General features: G+C 39.9%; 16 protein-coding genes. 9 read left to right on the forward strand and 7 right to left on the reverse strand.

The window, feature by feature from the left end:
- The first annotated feature begins 113 nt into the window (after positions 1–113).
- Together speF and potE are read left to right on the forward strand one after the other, a co-directional pair.
- Positions 114–2,276 (forward strand): ornithine decarboxylase SpeF, encoded by a 2,163-nt coding sequence (gene speF / locus HMPREF2732_RS02915; protein WP_070590975.1) that lies wholly within the window; start codon positions 114–116, stop codon positions 2,274–2,276.
- Between the two features lie 105 nt (positions 2,277–2,381).
- Positions 2,382–3,698 (forward strand): putrescine-ornithine antiporter, encoded by a 1,317-nt coding sequence (potE, locus tag HMPREF2732_RS02920; RefSeq protein ID WP_070590977.1) that lies wholly within the window; start codon positions 2,382–2,384, stop codon positions 3,696–3,698.
- Between the two features lie 105 nt (positions 3,699–3,803).
- Here the strand turns inward: potE and HMPREF2732_RS02925 are convergent, their stop codons facing one another.
- The 6 genes from HMPREF2732_RS02925 to HMPREF2732_RS02950 all read right to left on the reverse strand — a co-directional run bounded on the left by HMPREF2732_RS02925 (position 3,804) and on the right by HMPREF2732_RS02950 (position 7,450).
- Positions 3,804–4,244, reverse strand: coding sequence for a SoxR reducing system RseC family protein (locus HMPREF2732_RS02925; protein WP_049384715.1), 441 nt, complete (start codon positions 4,242–4,244; stop codon positions 3,804–3,806).
- Complete coding sequence (locus tag HMPREF2732_RS02930; RefSeq protein ID WP_070590980.1) at positions 4,238–5,005, reverse strand: class I SAM-dependent methyltransferase; 768 nt, start codon at positions 5,003–5,005, stop codon at positions 4,238–4,240. The genes HMPREF2732_RS02925 and HMPREF2732_RS02930 overlap by 7 nt, the downstream gene beginning before the upstream one ends.
- Positions 4,987–6,078, reverse strand: coding sequence for a tRNA (uridine(54)-C5)-methyltransferase TrmA (trmA, locus tag HMPREF2732_RS02935; protein WP_070590982.1), 1,092 nt, complete (start codon positions 6,076–6,078; stop codon positions 4,987–4,989). Before trmA ends, HMPREF2732_RS02930 begins: the two co-directional genes overlap by 19 nt.
- A 101-nt stretch (positions 6,079–6,179) precedes the next feature.
- Positions 6,180–6,515, reverse strand: a complete 336-nt coding sequence (locus tag HMPREF2732_RS02940) for a MaoP family protein (RefSeq protein ID WP_032804166.1) — start codon at positions 6,513–6,515, stop codon at positions 6,180–6,182.
- Between the two features lie 53 nt (positions 6,516–6,568).
- Positions 6,569–7,174, reverse strand: coding sequence for a thiol:disulfide interchange protein DsbA (dsbA, locus tag HMPREF2732_RS02945; RefSeq protein WP_070590988.1), 606 nt, complete (start codon positions 7,172–7,174; stop codon positions 6,569–6,571).
- 9 nt (positions 7,175–7,183) lie between these two features.
- Complete coding sequence (locus HMPREF2732_RS02950) at positions 7,184–7,450, reverse strand: YihD family protein (RefSeq protein ID WP_005699179.1); 267 nt, start codon at positions 7,448–7,450, stop codon at positions 7,184–7,186.
- A gap of 66 nt (positions 7,451–7,516) precedes the next feature.
- On the opposite strand from HMPREF2732_RS02950, the gene mobA reads away from it, so the two are divergent.
- Positions 7,517–8,083, forward strand: coding sequence for a molybdenum cofactor guanylyltransferase MobA (mobA, locus tag HMPREF2732_RS02955; RefSeq protein ID WP_070590992.1), 567 nt, complete (start codon positions 7,517–7,519; stop codon positions 8,081–8,083).
- 78 nt (positions 8,084–8,161) lie between these two features.
- Positions 8,162–9,013, forward strand: a complete 852-nt coding sequence (htpX, locus tag HMPREF2732_RS02960) for a protease HtpX (protein ID WP_178162576.1) — start codon at positions 8,162–8,164, stop codon at positions 9,011–9,013.
- A gap of 52 nt (positions 9,014–9,065) precedes the next feature.
- On the opposite strand, the gene HMPREF2732_RS02965 is transcribed toward htpX, so the two are convergent.
- Entirely contained in the window at positions 9,066–10,514 is a 1,449-nt protein-coding gene (locus HMPREF2732_RS02965) for an aminoacyl-histidine dipeptidase (protein WP_070590996.1), read from the reverse strand.
- A 111-nt stretch (positions 10,515–10,625) separates the two neighbouring features.
- On the opposite strand from HMPREF2732_RS02965, the gene gpt reads away from it, so the two are divergent.
- From gpt to HMPREF2732_RS02990, 5 genes are all read left to right on the forward strand, one after another.
- Positions 10,626–11,084, forward strand: coding sequence for a xanthine phosphoribosyltransferase (gpt, locus tag HMPREF2732_RS02970; RefSeq protein WP_070590999.1), 459 nt, complete (start codon positions 10,626–10,628; stop codon positions 11,082–11,084).
- A gap of 79 nt (positions 11,085–11,163) precedes the next feature.
- A complete protein-coding gene (locus HMPREF2732_RS02975; RefSeq protein WP_070591001.1) occupies positions 11,164–12,393 on the forward strand; it encodes a tetratricopeptide repeat protein in 1,230 nt (409 codons plus the stop codon).
- A 35-nt stretch (positions 12,394–12,428) separates the two neighbouring features.
- The gene (gene dnaE / locus HMPREF2732_RS02980) at positions 12,429–15,908 is read left to right on the forward strand and encodes a DNA polymerase III subunit alpha (protein ID WP_070591003.1); all 3,480 of its coding nucleotides are present in this window, start codon (positions 12,429–12,431) and stop codon (positions 15,906–15,908) included.
- A gap of 78 nt (positions 15,909–15,986) precedes the next feature.
- Positions 15,987–16,526: a bifunctional pyr operon transcriptional regulator/uracil phosphoribosyltransferase PyrR gene (pyrR, locus tag HMPREF2732_RS02985; protein WP_049365120.1), complete on the forward strand. Its 540-nt coding sequence runs from the start codon at positions 15,987–15,989 to the stop codon at positions 16,524–16,526.
- 77 nt (positions 16,527–16,603) lie between these two features.
- Positions 16,604–17,536 (forward strand): peptidylprolyl isomerase, encoded by a 933-nt coding sequence (locus HMPREF2732_RS02990; protein WP_070591006.1) that lies wholly within the window; start codon positions 16,604–16,606, stop codon positions 17,534–17,536.
- Positions 17,537–17,563 lie beyond the last annotated feature (27 nt).

The following is a 17,563-nucleotide window of genomic DNA, read 5'->3' on the forward strand; positions in this document are numbered from 1 at the left end:
TTTTATATAAAAATCTAGAGTGGGTTGTTTTATTCTAAATAAATCTATTGTGTTATTAAAATTAATAATGCAGGGTAACTTTACGTCAAAAAAATAAATAAAAGGAGTTTATTATGCCAAACTTAAAAATTGCATATAGTCCAAAAGTTGAACAATATTTCTCTACAAATAGAGAATTAGTTGAAATTACCAAAACAGACTTTACTGATGTTGCCGCTATTGTGTTGACATCAGGGGATGTAGGTGAATACCTTGAACGTATTCAAGCAACAAATTTTGGTATCCCAGTATTTGTTGTTCAAACTGAAGAAGAACAAGTTGATCCGAAATTCTATGATGCTATTTATCATATTCAAGATTTAAATGGTTATGACATTAAGCTTTATAGCCGTCAAATCGAAACTGCTGCAAGACTTTATGAGGAAAAAATGTTACCTCCATTCTTCAAAATGTTAAGTGAATATGTAGAAATGGGTAATATTGCTTTTGACTGTCCGGGACACCAAGGTGGTCAATACTATCGTAAACATCCGGCAGGTCGTTTCCTTTATGATTTCTACGGTGAAAACATTTTCCGTTCAGATATTTGTAATGCGGACGTGAAATTAGGTGACTTGTTAATTCACGAAGGTGCAGCTTGTGATGCTCAAAAATATGCGGCTCAAGTATTCAATGCAGATAAAACGTACTTCGTATTAAATGGTACATCTTCTTCAAACAAAGTTGCATTAAATGCAGTACTTGCTCCGGGCGATTTAGTATTATTTGACCGTAATAACCATAAATCAAACCACCATGGTGCATTAATTCAAGCGGGTGCAACCCCAATTTACTTAGAAACAGCACGTAACCCATTTGGTTTCATTGGTGGTATTGATAGTCACTGCTTCGAAGAAGATTATTTGAAATCATTAATTAAAGAAGTCGCACCTGAAAAATTAAATCAAAAACGTCCATTCCGTTTAGCGGTTATCCAATTAGGTACTTATGACGGTACAATTTATAACGCACGCCAAGTGGTAGATAAAATCGGTCATCTTTGTGACTATATTTTATTCGACTCTGCATGGGTAGGTTATGAACAATTCATTCCAATGATGAAAGACTGCTCGCCATTATTGCTTGAATTAAATGAAAATGACCCGGGGATTTTAGTAACGCAATCTGTTCATAAACAACAAGCAGGTTTCTCACAAACTTCACAAATTCACAAAAAAGATAAACACATTAAAGGTCAAGATCGTTATGTAAACCATAAACGTTTCAATAACGCCTTCATGTTACATGCTTCAACCAGTCCGTTCTATCCGTTATTTGCTGCATTAGATGTGAATGCGAAAATTCAAGGTAGTGAAGCAGGTCGTCGTTTATGGCATGAATGTGTGAAAGTCGGTATCGAAGCACGTAAATTAGTATTAAATCACTGTGAATTAATTCGTCCATTTATTCCAACCACAATTAAAGGTAAAAAATGGCAAGATTATGACACAGAAGAAATTGTAACTAATCTCGAATTCTTCAAATTCCACCCAACAGATACATGGCATAAATTTGAAGGCTATGCTGATGAACAATACTTCGTTGACCCATGTAAATTCTTGCTTACCACTCCAGGTATCAGCTTAGAAACCGGCGAATATGAAAAATTTGGTGTACCAGCAACTATTCTTGCAAACTACTTACGTGAAAACGGTATTATTCCGGAAAAATGTGACTTGAACTCAATCTTATTCTTGCTCACTCCGGCAGAAACCCTCACCAAAATGCAAACTTTGGTTGCTCAAATCGCCTTGTTTGAAAAACACATTAAACAAGACTCTTTATTAAAAGATGTATTGCCAACTGTGTATAAAAACAACGAAGACCGTTACAAAGGCTATACCATCCGTCAATTATGCCAAGAAATGCATGACCTTTATGTAAGCCGTAATGTAAAACAACTTCAAAAAGACCTATTCCGCAAAGCAACATTACCGGAATATGCATTAAATCCACACGATGCGAATATTGAATTCGTTCGTAACAAAGTTGAACTTGTTCCATTAACAGACATTGTTGGTCGTGTGGCTGCGGAAGGTGCGTTACCTTATCCTCCAGGTGTGTTATGTGTGGTTCCAGGAGAAAGATGGAGTTCAACTGCACAAAAATACTTCCTTGCATTAGAAGAAGGTATTAACACATTACCTGGCTTTGCACCTGAAATCCAAGGGGTTTACTTACAAAAAGACCCTGATGGACGTACTCGTGCATATGGCTATGTTTTAACTGACTATTAATAAAGTGAGGTTATGAGGTTTTTCCTTATAACCCTCTCAGCACAAACAAAAAAAGTGCGGTTAAAAACATCTGATTTTTTGACCGCACTTGTAGGAGTATAAATTATGAGTGCTAAAAGTAATAAAATTGGTGTGGTACAACTCACCATTCTTACCATGGTTAATATGATGGGTTCCGGTATTATTATGTTACCGACCAAATTAGCCGAAATTGGGACTATTTCCATCGTTTCTTGGCTTGTAACAGCCGTTGGTTCAACAGCCTTAGCTTATGCATTCGCACAATGCGGTATGTTCAGTAAAAAATCTGGTGGTATGGGTGGTTATGCGGAATACTCTTTCGGTAAAGCTGGTAACTTCATGGCAAACTACACTTACGGTGTATCATTAGTTATTGCGAATACTGCGATTGCGATTTCTGCTGTAGGTTATGGTTCAGAGTTCCTCGGTGCAACCCTTTCTCCACTTTCTATCGCATTATGGACAATCTTCACTCTTTGGCTTGCGACTATTCTTAACTTCGGTGGCGCAAGAATTACGGGTAACATCAGTTCATTCACCATTTGGGGTGTAATTATTCCTGTGGTGGGTATTTCAATCATCGGTTGGAAATGGTTTGATGGTACAATGTATGTAAATTCTTGGAACCCACACAATGTACCTACTTTTGAAGCGATCGGTGTATCTATTTCAATGACATTATGGGCATTCTTAGGGTTAGAGTCTGCTTGTGCGAACTCTGATGCGGTTGAAAATCCAGAGAAGAACGTACCAATTGCGGTACTTGGTGGTACTTTAGGGGCTGCGGTAATTTATATCGTTTCTACTAACGTTATCGCAGGTATTGTTCCTAATCTTGAACTTGCTAATTCAACCGCACCGTTCGGTTTAGCCTTTGCTCATATGTTTGATGAAACAATCGGTAAAGTCATCATGGGTTTAATGGTGATGTCTTGTTTCGGCTCATTATTAGGTTGGCAGTTCACTATTGCTCAAGTATTCAAATCTTCAGCAGAAGAAGGTTATTTCCCAGCATTCTTCAAAAAAGTTACTAGCAAAGATGCACCTATCGTTGGTATGGTAACTATCACTTCGTTACAAACATTACTCTCATTAATGACAATCAGCCCATCATTAAATAAACAATTCAATGTGCTGGTTGACCTAGCGGTAGTAACAAACGTTATTCCATACTTGCTCTCAATGGCTGCACTTCCCGTATTGTTGAAAACTGAAAACGTTCCTTACCAAAAATACAAAAAAACTGTTCTTGTTGCCTTTATTGGTTCAGTCTATAGTATCTATGCGCTTTATGCTGCGGGTGAACAAGCGATGCTATACGGTTCAATTGTGACCTTTATCGGTTGGACATTGTATGGTTTTGTTTCTTACAAATTTGACCTTAAAAAATCTCAAGCTTAATTAAAAAAGAAAAGCCTACATCTTAATGTAGGCTCTTTCGAGTAGTAATAAGCTAAGTACAAAAGAGCGGTTGAAAATTAACTTGTTTTCAACCGCTCTTTTTATTTAGGACAATACTCTCAACAAAACAGGCTGAAATTCTGTTTGTTGGCCGAGTTTTAGGGTGTAACGTTTAACCATCACAAAGGAAAGTGCGGTCAACATAAAGATTAAAATCGCACGGATGAGCTCATTTTCACTGATATAGCTAGAAAGCAACGTTGCAATCAATAAAGTCAAAAGCGGCACGATATACATTAACAATGCAGAAAATAACATGGATTTTTCTTCTAGACCGATTTCCACCATTTGACCTGTGCGCAGTGGCGTAATGGTTTCGAGTGTGAAGATATGCTCACCTCGTTTTCCATTGAGTTCAGACAGGGAGGCTGTCCCACAGGCTTCTCTAGCCGAACAAGCCCCGCAGGCGCTTTGTGATTGACATTTCACTTTAGCAAGACCGGTTTCCGCATCATAGCTCATCACAACGGCACTTTCTTTTAGCATTGCGCTTCTCCCATATAAATATCAAAGCGGTGATTTTTGGTTTCACGAGTGACATGGGGCGCTTTTTGCGCTAAGAATTCCGCATAATCAGGGCGTTTTACCACCACGCGTTTACGGGCTAATTGTAGCGCAGGTGTCAAGAGCTCATCGGCATCCAAATCCGCACCAACCAAATGTTGGAATACACGCATTTCTTTTTTGACTAGGGCAGATTTTTGTTTGTGTGGATACATTGGATCCAAATACACCACATCGGCACTCTCGGTTTGTGGATTAAGTTCGGCAATATGATGAACATTTAGTAAACGCATATTTTGTTGCATCATTTCACCTATTTCTGCATCCTGATAGGCTCGGTTGAGTCCATCCTGTAATAGCAAATATACCACCGGATGGCGTTCTACTAAACGCACTTGGCAACCAATAGAAGCTAAAACAAAAGCATCTCGACCAAGTCCTGCGGTGGCATCAATCACGCTCGGCAATTCTGTGCCCTTAATGCCTACAGCTTTGGCAATAGCCTCTCCACGTCCACCGCCAAATTTACGACGATGAGCCATTGCGCCGGCTACGAAATCTACAAACACATCGCCTAATTTGGGCTCATCGAGTTTACGCAAGGCGAGATGACTTTCAGTTTTCACCAATGCAAGCGGACTTTCAGTACAATGCTCGATACCAAGAGGGGCGCAAAGTGCGGTCAATTCTGACAATGTTCCCACTTCGGCAAGCAGTTGAATTTTTATTTTCTCACCAGCCATACGCCGCTTTCCATATGATCCGTGTAAGGGAATTGATCAAACAGTGCCGCTTTTTCAATGCGGTGGGTTTGGCTTAGGGTTTGCAAATTCTCACAAAGGGTATGTGGATTGCAGGAAATATACAAAATACGATCGTAATTCTGCACCAGCTTTACGGTGTCAGGGTCAAGCCCTGCTCGTGGAGGATCAACAAAAATCGTATTGCATTGATAGGCTTTTAAATCAATGCCTTTTAAGCGATTAAACTCACGTACACCATTCATTGCTTGGGTAAACTCTTCTGCCGACATACGGATAATTTGCAGATTATCGATCGCATTTTCCGCAATATTAAATTGTGCGGCAGCCACGGATGGCTTGGCGATTTCAGTAGCAAGTACTTTGCGGAAGTTTTGTGCAAGGGCAATAGAGAAATTGCCGTTACCACAATACAGCTCTAATAAATCACCTTGAGAACCTTGAGTGCAATCAATCGCCCATTCCAACATCTTGCAATTTACAGCTGCATTAGGCTGGGTAAAGCTGTTTTCCACTTGGCGATAAACATAATTGTGACCTTTTACTGGTAATACTTCATCAACAAAATCTTGCTCTAAACAGATTTTTTGTTTACTCGCACGACCAATCAGTTGCACATCAAAACCAAGTTGTTGTAATTCACCTTTTAGGTTTGCTGCAGCGCTTTGCCATTCTTCCGTGAGTTGCTTGTGGTAAAGCAGGCTTACAATAATTTTATTGCTGAGTGTGCTCAAATAATCAATTTGAAACAGTTTTTTATGAAGCACTTCCTGCGTTTTTAACAACGGCAATAAGGCTTTCATCATGCGATTGATCAGTTCGCTGGCAATTGGAAACTCGTCCACTCGATAGCGCTGCAAGGTACTTTGATCAAACATGATGTGATAAAAATCGCCTTTATCATGCCAAATACGAAATTCTGCACGCATCCGATAATGGCTGGTTGGCGAATCAAACACGGCTATTTCTGGGGCGTTAAAAGGCTGCAAAAGTGCGGTCAGTTTTTCAGTCTTTTTTTGCAGGAGTTCGGTATATTGGGAAACGGGTAGTTGCATTGATGTTTACGTTTGAATGATAAATATTCCCCAGCCCTTGGCAAGCATGGGGATTGAGTAAAAAAACAAAAGGCAAGCTTCTGCCTGCCTTTTAAAATGTATTATTCGCCAGAATAATCTTCGCCGCCAGAAGCCGCTTCGCTCACATCACCTGATAAGGTGTAAACACGTTTTGTTGTGTTAATGCGAGTACGATATTTATTCCAGGTTTTTTCGAAGAAAGTTTCCGGTGCACGTTCACCACGGCAAAAAGCAACAAATTCTTTTTCTTCTTTTGTCGCTGGCTTGCGCTCGCCTGAATCTAATGCTTTAAACGCTTGACCATATTGCTCTAATACTTGGGATTCTTTGATTGTATAATCACCGTGACGGGAAAATCCGCGTGGGTAGTTTTTGTCGTCAAAAAAACGACGAGTAACACTGAAACTAGCAGCCATAATCATCTCTCTTCTTTATATTTAAAAACGGCAGGCATTAAACCAATTTTTTTTTATTTTTGCAATAAACCTTTCACGGTTTCTACATAATCTTTGACGAAATCATCGTAATTTAAGCCTTCAGGGTTCACACGATATTTGCCATTTACATAGAAATCAGGTACGCCATGTACTTTAAACTGCTCAGCCGCATTCACTTGTTTATTCACTAAACCGTTTACAGCAAAGCTGTTGATGTTGTTATCAAATTGTTCAGCAGTCACGCCGTTATCAATGAAGATTTTACGAATATCGTCCATTGAGCTTAATTTATCTTGCTGTGCGGCTTCAAATAAAGGCGCTTTTACCTTGCTTTCTGCGCCAAGTGCCATCGCTAATGCCCATGCACGAGTGAGATTTTCAGATTGACGACCTAAGAAGTTAACGTGATATTGTTTAAATTCAGTGCCTTTTGGTAAGCTTTCTGCAACTTGTTTTGGAATGTGGTATTCCATTTCAAAGGCATAGCAATGCGGGCAGTAGAAAGAGAAAAATTCAATCACTTCAGGCTGTGCAGAAGCGGTTTGACCCACTTGAACGTATTGTTTACCTTCTTCTAGATTAGCTGCGAATGCGTTAAATGAAAATAAAGCACTGAGTAAAAATAAAAATTTTTTCATTTGTTTTCCTTATTTAATAATTCCGCGCGCTTTTAACAATGCGGTTTTAAAATCTTCTTCATAATCTTTTTTGATGCCAGGAATTGGCTCAAACTTATCTGTGCCATGCATTTTTAAATGATAAATAATCACTTCATCAGATAATTCTGCCACGGGCTTATCGAAACCTGCTTCATCAGCAATTTTTTGCAAAATTTGTAGCAAGCTAAGATCTGGGTCTTTAGACCAGTAAGGTTGTAAAAGTTCCAAAACTTCATTTAAACGCTTACATTTCATTGCTATTTCCTTTTAAATGGAGAAAAATAAGGCTAGATCATACTTCAAATAAGGCAATAAGAAAATATGGAATACACAATAAGTGCGGTTATTTTGGCTGGCGGAAAAGCACGGAGAATGAATGGGGCGGATAAAGGCTTGCAGCTTTTACAAAATAAACCATTAATTAGCCATGTAATTGAACGCTTACAACCTCAAGTGATTGATATTTCAATTAATGCTAATCGCCACCATACGGAATATGCACAATGGGGTTTTCCCGTATTTTCAGATGAATTGCCTGATTTTCAGGGCCCGTTGAGCGGTATGCTGACAGCACTCGAACAAGCTAAAACGGATTTTGTACTTTTTGTGCCTTGTGATAGTCCGTATTTTCCACAAAACTTATTAGAAAAACTAAAAAGCGCGGTTAAAAATGACCGCACTTTAATGGCTTATGCAAAAGATAAAGAGCGTGAACACCCGACATTTTGTTTGATGTCCGTTCAGCTTAAAGAGAAGTTACGTGCTTATTTAAATGAAGGCGAACGTCGTTTATTACAATTTATGAACAAAAATGGCGCGGTTGCTGTCCAATTTGACGAACAAGAAGGACGATTTGTAAATTTTAATACCTTAGAAGATTTACAATAAATTATTTGTTTAACCTTGAATTTTGTAAAAAATTCTCCATTATTGCAGTGTTTACTTTCTATTTTATTGAGGAACTTTATTATGATGCGAATCCTTTTATTTTTAGCCACTAACTTTGCTGTGATGCTTGTGTTAGGGATTATTTTAAATGTGACCGGTATTGCAGGAAATAGTACAGGTGGCATTTTAATTATGGCGATGCTTTTCGGTTTTGCCGGATCGTTGATTTCATTATTTTTATCAAAAACCATGGCATTGCGCTCTGTGGGGGCAGAAGTGATTACCGAACCACGTAATCAAGCGGAACGTTGGTTGGTTGAAACGGTACGTCGTCAAGCACAGCAAGCTGGTATCCCAATGCCAGATGTGGCGATCTACCATTCTAATGATGCGAATGCTTTTGCTACGGGTGCGACTAAAAACAATTCTTTAGTGGCGATTAGTACAGGCTTATTAAACTCCATGACGGAAGAGGAAGCTGAAGCAGTATTGGCTCATGAGGTCTCACACATCGCGAACGGTGATATGGTGACCATGACTTTATTGCAGGGCGTATTGAATACCTTCGTGATTTTCTTATCTCGCGTAATTGCTAATGTGGTGGCGAGCTCCCGTAATGGTGATGAAGAAAGCCGTAGTTCAGGTATTTACTTCTTAGTCTCAATGGTGTTAGAAATCTTGTTTGGTATTTTAGCGAGCATTATCGCGATGTGGTTCTCACGCTATCGCGAATATCGCGCAGATGCAGGTTCTGCACAACTTGTTGGTAAAGAAAAAATGATTGCGGCATTACAACGTTTACAACAAATTCATGAGCCGCAAGAGATGGAAGGTTCACTTAATGCTTTTATGATTAACGGCAAACGTAGCGAACTCTTTATGAGCCATCCTCCGCTTGAAAAACGTATCGAAGCATTACGTAGTTTATAAAAGATAAAAAATAAAGGGCTAAATGTAATATTTAGCCCTTTTTATTTGTAGATTATTTAATATCCGCTAAGACTTTAGTGAGTAATTCCCAGTACGTTTGTACTGTTGAAATTTGGACTTTTTCATCTGGCGAATGCGCATTGCGAATAGTTGGCCCCACAGAAATCATATCAATATTTGGATAATGTTCTTTCAATAAGCCACATTCAAGCCCTGCATGAATCACTTTAATAACCGGCTCTTTGCCAAGCACTTCTGCATAATGTTTTTTCATTAAGGCTAAAATTGCCGTGTCGTTTACCGGTTTCCAACCAGGGTAAGAACCTGAGAATTCAACCGTTGCACCAGTGAGTTCAGCGAGTGAAGTTAAGGTTTCTTCTACATACTCTTTACCACTTTCAATAAGCGAGCGAATAAGAATCGTACCTTTGATTTTGTCTTCAAGAGTTTTTAATACACCAATGCTCAATGAGCTTTCCACGACATTTTTGATGACATCACTGTTACGAATAACACCGTTTGGTAACACATTCAGTAAATTAATCACTTTTTTGGTGGTTTCAAGCGTGAAAGTTTGTTGTGGATTTTCAACTTGCTCAGCGGTTAAGGTTAAGTTAGGTTCAGCAATAGCGAGCTCTTCTTTCAATAAAACTTCAAAATTTTTAACCGCACTTTTTACGCTTTCTACATCATGATTGAAGCAAATGGTTGCAGCGGCTTCACGTGGAATCGCATTACGAATTGAGCCACCACGAATTTCTGCAAGGGCAAAGTGCGGTTGATTTTGTGTAAGTTTTGCTAATAAGCGTGCTAATACTTTAATTGCATTCGCACGTGTGGTGTGAATATCACAACCAGAGTGACCGCCTCGTAAACCTTTTAAGTTAATTTGCAAACTATGGCTGAATGAATTGCTTTCACGGTGAACAGGTAGTTCAACATTAGCATTCACCCCACCAGCACAACCAATATAGATTTCACCGATTTCTTCGGTATCGGTATTAATTAAGATTTCCGATTTTAACCAGTTACGACGAAGGTGTACGGCACCATCCATGCCGGTTTCTTCAGTCATGGTGAGTAACACTTCAAGCGGAGGATGTGCAATATCGGTGCTTTCCAATACCGCTAAGGTTGAGGATAAACCAATACCGTTATCCGCGCCAAGTGTCGTACCTTGTGCTTTTACCCAATCACCGTCGATATAAGGACGAATTGGGTCTTGGGTAAAATTATGAGGATTGCCTTCATTCGCTTGCGGCACCATATCTAAATGTGCTTGTAAGACAACAGGTTGGCTGTTTTCCATTCCTGCAGTAGCGGGTTTACGAATTAATACATTGCCGGCTTCATCACGTTCTGCAAAGAATTGTTTTTCTTTTGCCCAGTTGACAATAAAAGTGGCGAGCGCATCTTCATGATGTGAAGGATGTGGTATAGCACAAATTTGATCAAACCATTTCCAAAGTAATTGCGGTTGTAATGTGGTAATTTCTGACATAATGAACTCCTTTTTTTCATTAAAATTTTTGCGGAAATCATAGCATAAAACGCCATTTCGGGTTAAAATTCTGCAATTTTTTATTTAGCGACAAAGTTTAAGGTATTTGTTATGAGCGAAAAATATGTTGTAACTTGGGATATGTTCCAAATGCACGCCCGCAAATTAGCGGAACGTTTACTTCCTGCCACTCAGTGGAAAGGTATTATTGCAGTAAGCCGCGGTGGTTTATTCCCTGCAGCGGTACTCGCTCGCGAATTAAATATTCGTTTCGTAGAAACTGTGTGTATCGCCAGTTATGACCACGATGAACAAGGTTCATTAAAAGTATTACACCGCGCAGGTGGTGATGGCGAAGGAATGATTGTGGTAGACGATTTAGTAGATACCGGCAATACCGCTCGTGCAATTCGTGAGATGTATCCAAAAGCGAAATTTGTTACGGTATTCGCAAAACCTGCAGGTGCTGAGTTAGTGGATGATTATGTGATTGATATTCCACAAAACACTTGGATTGAACAACCTTGGGATTTAGGTTTAACTTTCGTGCCACCATTGGCAAGAAAATAATAAAACCTGAATAGAAAATTTCGTTACGCCGGTGCTTTTATAGTTCCGGCGTAATAATTATGACCAATTTATTTTGATTATGAATAATATCGACACACAAAAAGCGCTAGAGCGATCTTACGTTTCCTCACTTGAAAATAAAGAATATGATGAAGCAGTCAAGCTGGCTGAAACGCTTTGCTTACTTGATCCTAATAATCCCGAATACTCTCATAAAATTGCTTATGTTTATTTGCAACAATTAAAATGGGAAGAGGCAATTGAGGCAGAATTAAAAACATTAAAAGTAGATGCGCAATATATTCCGGCTTTAGATTTATTGGCACATGCTTATGGTGCAGTAGATGATTGGGAACGTTCAGGCTTTTATGGCAGTTTAGCCCTTGAGTTGAAAGATAAAGCTATTCCCGTCCCGACACAGGAAATGCTCCCTGCTCCAGCACCTAAAAATGGTAAACGAATTATTGCATTTTCTTTATTTGGTAATAACTCTAAATATATTGAGCCGGCTGTATTAAATACACAGGTTTCTCCGATGTTATTCCCTGGTTGGGTATGCCGTTTTTATGTGGATGATTCGGTCTCATCTGAAACGATTCAACGATTAAAAAATAATGATGCAGAAGTGGTTTATGTCACTTCATCTGTGAATAAATGGCCTGGCGCAATGTGGCGTTTTCTTGCAATTAATGATCCCGAAGCTGAGTATGTGATCTTCCGTGATGCTGACTCCGTGGTCTCTCACCGAGAAGCTGAAGCTGTGGCCGAATGGATTGAAAGTGGTCATTCCTTCCATACGATGCGTGATTCTGGCTCCCATACCGCACTTATTTTAGCGGGGATGTGGGGGGCTAAAGCTGGCGCAGTGCCAGATATGGAAGCAAGAATTCAACGTTTTGTGGATAAGGGTTATGACTCTCGTCATTTTGCTGATAAGGATTTCCTTGCTGAAGACTTGTGGGGCTATATTCGCCAAGATGTATTCTCACATGATAGGGTATTTAATTTCTGTAATGCAAAACCTTTCCCTGGAGAGTTTTACCCTAATTATCAAATTGCGCATTGCGAAGGAGCAAGTAGTTTTGATGCGAAAACCTCTTTTGAAGAAGGGTGCAAAGTAAGATGGACGTTATATTCAAAAATATCGCCTATGGTCAATGTCGATTATTCCTTTATTCGTGTGCCTGAATTTAAAGTTTGCAGCTATGAAACCACAGTAGAGAATGGTAGATTTGAAGCATCAATACCAAGACGTTATGGATACGCTTTTAAAGAAGGCTTAGCTAGAATAGATATTAAAAAAGCCTAAGTTATCTGTTTTAACTATCAACATAAGGATTATTCATGTCAACTCAACCGCGTTTTGTACATCTTCGTACACACACCGATTTTTCAATGATCGATGGTATTGTGAAAGTGAAACCATTGGTCAAAGCGTGTGCTGCAAACAATATGGTTGCGTTGGCATTAACGGATTTTACCAATTTCTGTGGTGTAGTGCGTTTTTATGGTGAAACCCTTTCTTCGGGGATTAAACCGATTATTGGCGCAGATGTTCATGTTAAAAGCGAGCTATGTGGTGAGGAATTATTCACCCTCACTTTACTTGCCAAGAACAATGAAGGCTATAAAAACATCACATTATTACTTTCAAAAGCCTATCAACGCGGCTATGTGGACTTGCCTTATATCGACCAGGAATGGTTGATTGAACACCGTGAGGGTGTAATTGTTTTATCAGGTGGCACACAAGGCGATATCGCGAAAAAACTCCTTAAAGAAAATATTTCCGAAGCGGAAAGTGCGGTCAGTTTTTATCAAGAATTTTTTCCTGACCATTTTTACCTTTCGCTGTCTAGAACGGGTCGTCCGGATGAAGAGCGTTATATTCAAGCCGCATTAAAATTGGCTGAGGAACATGATTTACCGCTTGTTGCAACCAACGATGTTGTCTTTCTCGCACCTGATGATTTTGAGGCACACGAAATTCGAGTTGCTATTCATGATGGCTATACCCTTGACGATCCGAAGCGTCCAAAACGTTATACCGAGCAACAATATTTTCGCTCAGAAGAAGAGATGTGCGACTTATTTGCGGACATTCCTTCTGCACTTGAAAATACGGTATTAATAGCACAACGCTGTAATGTGACTTTGCGTTTGGGGCAATATTTCCTCCCTCAATTTCCAACTGGCGAGCTGAGCACGGAAGATTATTTGGTGATGAAAGCCAAAGAAGGCTTGGAAGAGCGTTTAGCGTTTTTATTCCCCGATGAAAAAGTGCGGGCAGAAAGACGACCAGAATATGATGAGCGCCTTCAAGTCGAACTCGATGTGATTAACCAAATGGGTTTTCCGGGTTACTTCTTAATCGTCATGGAGTTTATCCAATGGTCAAAAGACAATGATATTCCTGTAGGACCAGGGCGTGGCTCTGGTGCGGGTTCATTGGTGGCTTATGCACTAAAAATTACCGATTTGGATCCCCTTGAATTCGATCTTCTTTTTGAGCGTTTCTTAAACCCAGAACGTGTTTCCATGCCCGATTTCGACGTCGACTTCTGTATGGATGGACGCGATCGTGTTATCGATCATGTGGCAGAAACTTATGGTCGTGGTGCGGTATCACAAATTATTACTTTTGGTACCATGGCGGCCAAAGCAGTAATTCGAGATGTGGGTCGCGTATTAGGCCATCCTTATGGCTTTGTGGATCGTATCTCGAAAATGATTCCCCCTGATCCCGGCATGACTTTAGCCAAGGCTTTTGAGGCTGAACCACAGTTACAAGTGGCATATGATTCAGATGAAGAAGTCAAAGCCCTAATTGATATGGCGCGTAAGCTAGAGGGGGTCACGCGAAATGCGGGTAAACACGCGGGTGGCGTGGTAATTTCCCCTTCTTTGATTACAGACTTTGCACCACTTTATTGTGACAATGAGGGCCTTCATCCGGTTACTCACTTCGATAAAAATGATGTGGAATATGCAGGTTTAGTGAAGTTTGACTTCTTAGGTTTGCGTACACTCACCATTATCAAATGGGCTTTGGATATGATTAACGCTCGCCTTGCTCGTGAAGGCAAACCGCCAGTCGATATTGCTGCTATTCCATTGGATGATCCCGAATCCTTTGATTTACTGAAACGGTCTGAAACGACCGCTGTATTCCAGTTGGAATCTCGCGGGATGAAAGATTTGATTAAACGCCTGCAGCCAGACTGTTTTGAAGATATTATCGCATTGGTGGCATTATTCCGACCAGGTCCATTACAATCGGGCATGGTGGATAACTTTATTGACCGTAAACATGGTCGTGAGGAAGTGTCTTATCCTGATGCAAACTACCAACATGAAAGCCTTAAACCGATTCTAGAGCCAACTTACGGTATTATTTTGTATCAAGAGCAAGTTATGCAGATTGCTCAGGTGTTAGCAGGTTATACTCTTGGTGGTGCGGACTTATTACGCCGTGCGATGGGTAAGAAAAAACCGGAAGAAATGGCGAAACAGCGCTCAGTGTTTAAAGAAGGCGCTGAAAAAAATGGTGTTGATGGCGAACTTTCCATGAAGATTTTCGACTTAGTGGAAAAATTTGCCGGCTATGGTTTCAATAAATCGCACTCTGCCGCTTACGCATTAGTATCTTACCAAACCCTTTGGCTGAAAACCCATTTCCCTGCTGAGTTTATGGCAGCAGTAATGACCTCGGAAATGGATAATACGGATAAAATTGTCGGCTTATACGATGAATGTTTACGTATGGGCTTAAAAGTTACCCCACCGGATATTAACGTAGGAAAACATCATTTCAGCGTGAATGAAAATGGTGAAATTGTTTATGGCATCGGCGCCATTAAAGGTGTGGGTGAAGGTCCGATTGAGGCACTGATTACCGCTCGTAATGAAGGTGGGATTTTCAGAGATTTATTTGATTTATGTGCTCGCGTTGATTTGAAGAAAATTAACCGTCGTACTTTTGAAAGTCTGATTATGTCGGGCGCATTTGATAAGTTAGGGCCACATCGTGCGGCGTTATCTAAGAATCTAGAAGATGCACTCAAAGCCTCTGATCAGCATGCAAAAGATGAGGCCATGGGACAAGCCGATATGTTCGGTGTGCTGACAGAAACACATGAAGAAGTGGAAAATGCTTACGCTCATACGCCACCTTACACAGAAAAACAAATTTTAGATGGTGAGCGCGAAACCCTTGGTTTGTATTTAAGCAGCCACCCGGTGAGTCGTTATTTAAAAGAGCTCTCTCATTATAGTTCTACGCGATTAAAAGATCTCACGCCAAACCGCCGTGGGCAAATTAGTACGGCAGCCGGTTTGTTGGTGTCAACTCGCTTTGCGACAACGAAAAAAGGTAATCGAATTGGTATCGCAACCATAGATGACCGTTCGGGACGTTTAGATTTAACCATATTCGGTGAAAGCTTAGACCAATTTGGTGAGAAACTGCAAAAAGACACGGTTGTAGTGGTATCTGGCCAAGTGAGTTTTGATGATTTTTCAGGTGGATTAAAAATGTCGGTACGGGATTTGATGACCTTGGATGAGGCGCGTTCCCGTTATGCGAAATCTTTGGCTATCAGTTTGTCTGAGGAGCAGATTAGCCCAAGTTTTATCAAGAAACTGAAAGAAATGTTAGAACCTGTTAGTGGCGGCACTTTACCGATTAACGTATATTATCAAAGCGCAAAAGGTCGTGCGTTATTGCGTTTAGGGATTCAATGGTCGATTACACCAACGGATGACATTCTAACAGAATTGGTGAATTTGCTCGGCGAAAATGCAGTAGAGCTAGAATTCGGTTAATATTCCAGTCAAAGTGCGGTCAAAAAATCCGTGTTTTTTAACCGCACTTTAGGTGAGATAAACAAAGCGAGAGATAAAATGGAAAAAATCATTATTGATGCAGACAGATTTTTACGTACCATTTCACGTATTTCCCACGAAATTATTGAAAAGCACCAAGATTTCGATAATGTGATTTTAGTTGGGGTGAAACGCCGTGGTGCTGAAATTGCCGAATTGATTCAACGTCGTATTGAAGAGTTGAATGGAGTAAGTCTTCCAATGATGGAATTGGATATCACATTTTACCGCGATGACTTAGAGTACGTTGAACCTGAAAATCCAACCCCTGTGTATAGCGGGGCCTCAAGTTATATGAATATTCAGGGTAAAGAAGTCATTTTGATCGATGACGTGCTCTTTACCGGTAGAACTATTCGTGCCGCGATGGATGCGTTAACAGATTTTGGTCGAGCTGCTAAAATTGAATTGGTGATTTTAGTGGATCGCGGACATCGTGAATTACCAATTCGGGCAGACTATGTAGGTAAAAATGTGCCTACTTCCCGTGATGAACAAGTTCAGGTGCGTACATTAAAATACGATGGTTGTTATGAAGTGGCATTATTGCCTAAATAACGATCAGCCTATTGTGAACCTTTGATAAAATTGATAATCTAACGAGCATTATCCTATTATTTTTTAAGACAACTAAAATGAAAAAATCAATGTTAAAATCTCTTTTATTTGCCATGATCGGTCTGTTTACTTTTTCTCAAGTTCAAGCAGAAGAACGCGTTGTGGCGACTGTGAATGGTACACCAATTTTACAAAGCCAAGTGAATGCTGTAATGGGTAAGAAAGGTAGCCAACGTGCAGCATTAGATAAGATTATTGATGATATGCTGACTGATAAGGCTATCAAAGAATCAGGCGTAAAAGTAAACCAAGCGGAAGTAAACCGTATCGTAGAAGATATTGCAGCGAAAAATGGTTTAACTTATGGTCAATTCTTAGATGCGTTGGATTATCAAGGCATTTCCTTAAACGCATTTAAACAACAAATCTCTCGTCAAATGTTAATGGCGGGTGTGCGTAACCATGCCATTCAAAACAGCGTAGATGTGACTCGTGAGCAAGTGGATGCATTGGGTAAACAAATGTTCGATGAAGCGAAAGCAAAAGGTACTGCACAAAAAGTGATGGGTAAAGAGTATGAAGTTCGTCATATTTTATTAAAATTAAACCCATTACTGAACGATGCACAAGCTAAAGCAGAATTAGAACGTATTCGTAGCGAGATTATTTCTGGCAAAATGACATTTGCTGATGCGGCATTAAAATATTCTAAAGATTATTTATCAGGTGCGAATGGCGGAAGCTTAGGCTATGCTTTCCCAGAAGCTTATGTAGGTCCATTTGCAAAAATGGTTGAAACAACCCCACAAGGTACTATTTCTGCTCCATTTAAATCTGAATTTGGTTGGCATATTCTCGAAGTAACCGGTAGTCGTGATGGCGATAAAACAGAAGATGCCTATCGTCAAAAAGCTTACGAACAAATCGTGAATAGCCAATTACAAGATGCAACCAAAGACTGGGTGAAAGCATTACGTAAAAATGCTGATATTCAATATTTCGATAAGTAACAGAAACCGTTAGAATAAGGGGGCATT

Origin of the sequence: Haemophilus sp. HMSC061E01 (assembly GCF_001810345.1) — a bacterium.
GTDB lineage: Bacteria > Pseudomonadota > Gammaproteobacteria > Enterobacterales > Pasteurellaceae > Haemophilus_D.

Bases quoted from the DNA above. Each gene is read 5' to 3' on its own strand.
- speF (WP_070590975.1), top strand. From the start codon at position 114: ATGCCAAACTTAAAAATTGCATATAGTCCAAAAGTTGAACAATATTTC.
- potE (WP_070590977.1), top strand. From the start codon at position 2,382: ATGAGTGCTAAAAGTAATAAAATTGGTGTGGTACAACTCACCATTCTT.
- HMPREF2732_RS02925 (WP_049384715.1), bottom strand. From the start codon at position 4,244: ATGCTAAAAGAAAGTGCCGTTGTGATGAGCTATGATGCGGAAACCGGT.
- HMPREF2732_RS02930 (WP_070590980.1), bottom strand. From the start codon at position 5,005: ATGGCTGGTGAGAAAATAAAAATTCAACTGCTTGCCGAAGTGGGAACA.
- trmA (WP_070590982.1), bottom strand. From the start codon at position 6,078: ATGCAACTACCCGTTTCCCAATATACCGAACTCCTGCAAAAAAAGACT.
- HMPREF2732_RS02940 (WP_032804166.1), bottom strand. From the start codon at position 6,515: ATGGCTGCTAGTTTCAGTGTTACTCGTCGTTTTTTTGACGACAAAAAC.
- dsbA (WP_070590988.1), bottom strand. From the start codon at position 7,174: ATGAAAAAATTTTTATTTTTACTCAGTGCTTTATTTTCATTTAACGCA.
- HMPREF2732_RS02950 (WP_005699179.1), bottom strand. From the start codon at position 7,450: ATGAAATGTAAGCGTTTAAATGAAGTTTTGGAACTTTTACAACCTTAC.
- mobA (WP_070590992.1), top strand. From the start codon at position 7,517: ATGGAATACACAATAAGTGCGGTTATTTTGGCTGGCGGAAAAGCACGG.
- HMPREF2732_RS02965 (WP_070590996.1), bottom strand. From the start codon at position 10,514: ATGTCAGAAATTACCACATTACAACCGCAATTACTTTGGAAATGGTTT.
- gpt (WP_070590999.1), top strand. From the start codon at position 10,626: ATGAGCGAAAAATATGTTGTAACTTGGGATATGTTCCAAATGCACGCC.
- HMPREF2732_RS02975 (WP_070591001.1), top strand. From the start codon at position 11,164: ATGAATAATATCGACACACAAAAAGCGCTAGAGCGATCTTACGTTTCC.
- dnaE (WP_070591003.1), top strand. From the start codon at position 12,429: ATGTCAACTCAACCGCGTTTTGTACATCTTCGTACACACACCGATTTT.
- pyrR (WP_049365120.1), top strand. From the start codon at position 15,987: ATGGAAAAAATCATTATTGATGCAGACAGATTTTTACGTACCATTTCA.
- HMPREF2732_RS02990 (WP_070591006.1), top strand. From the start codon at position 16,604: ATGAAAAAATCAATGTTAAAATCTCTTTTATTTGCCATGATCGGTCTG.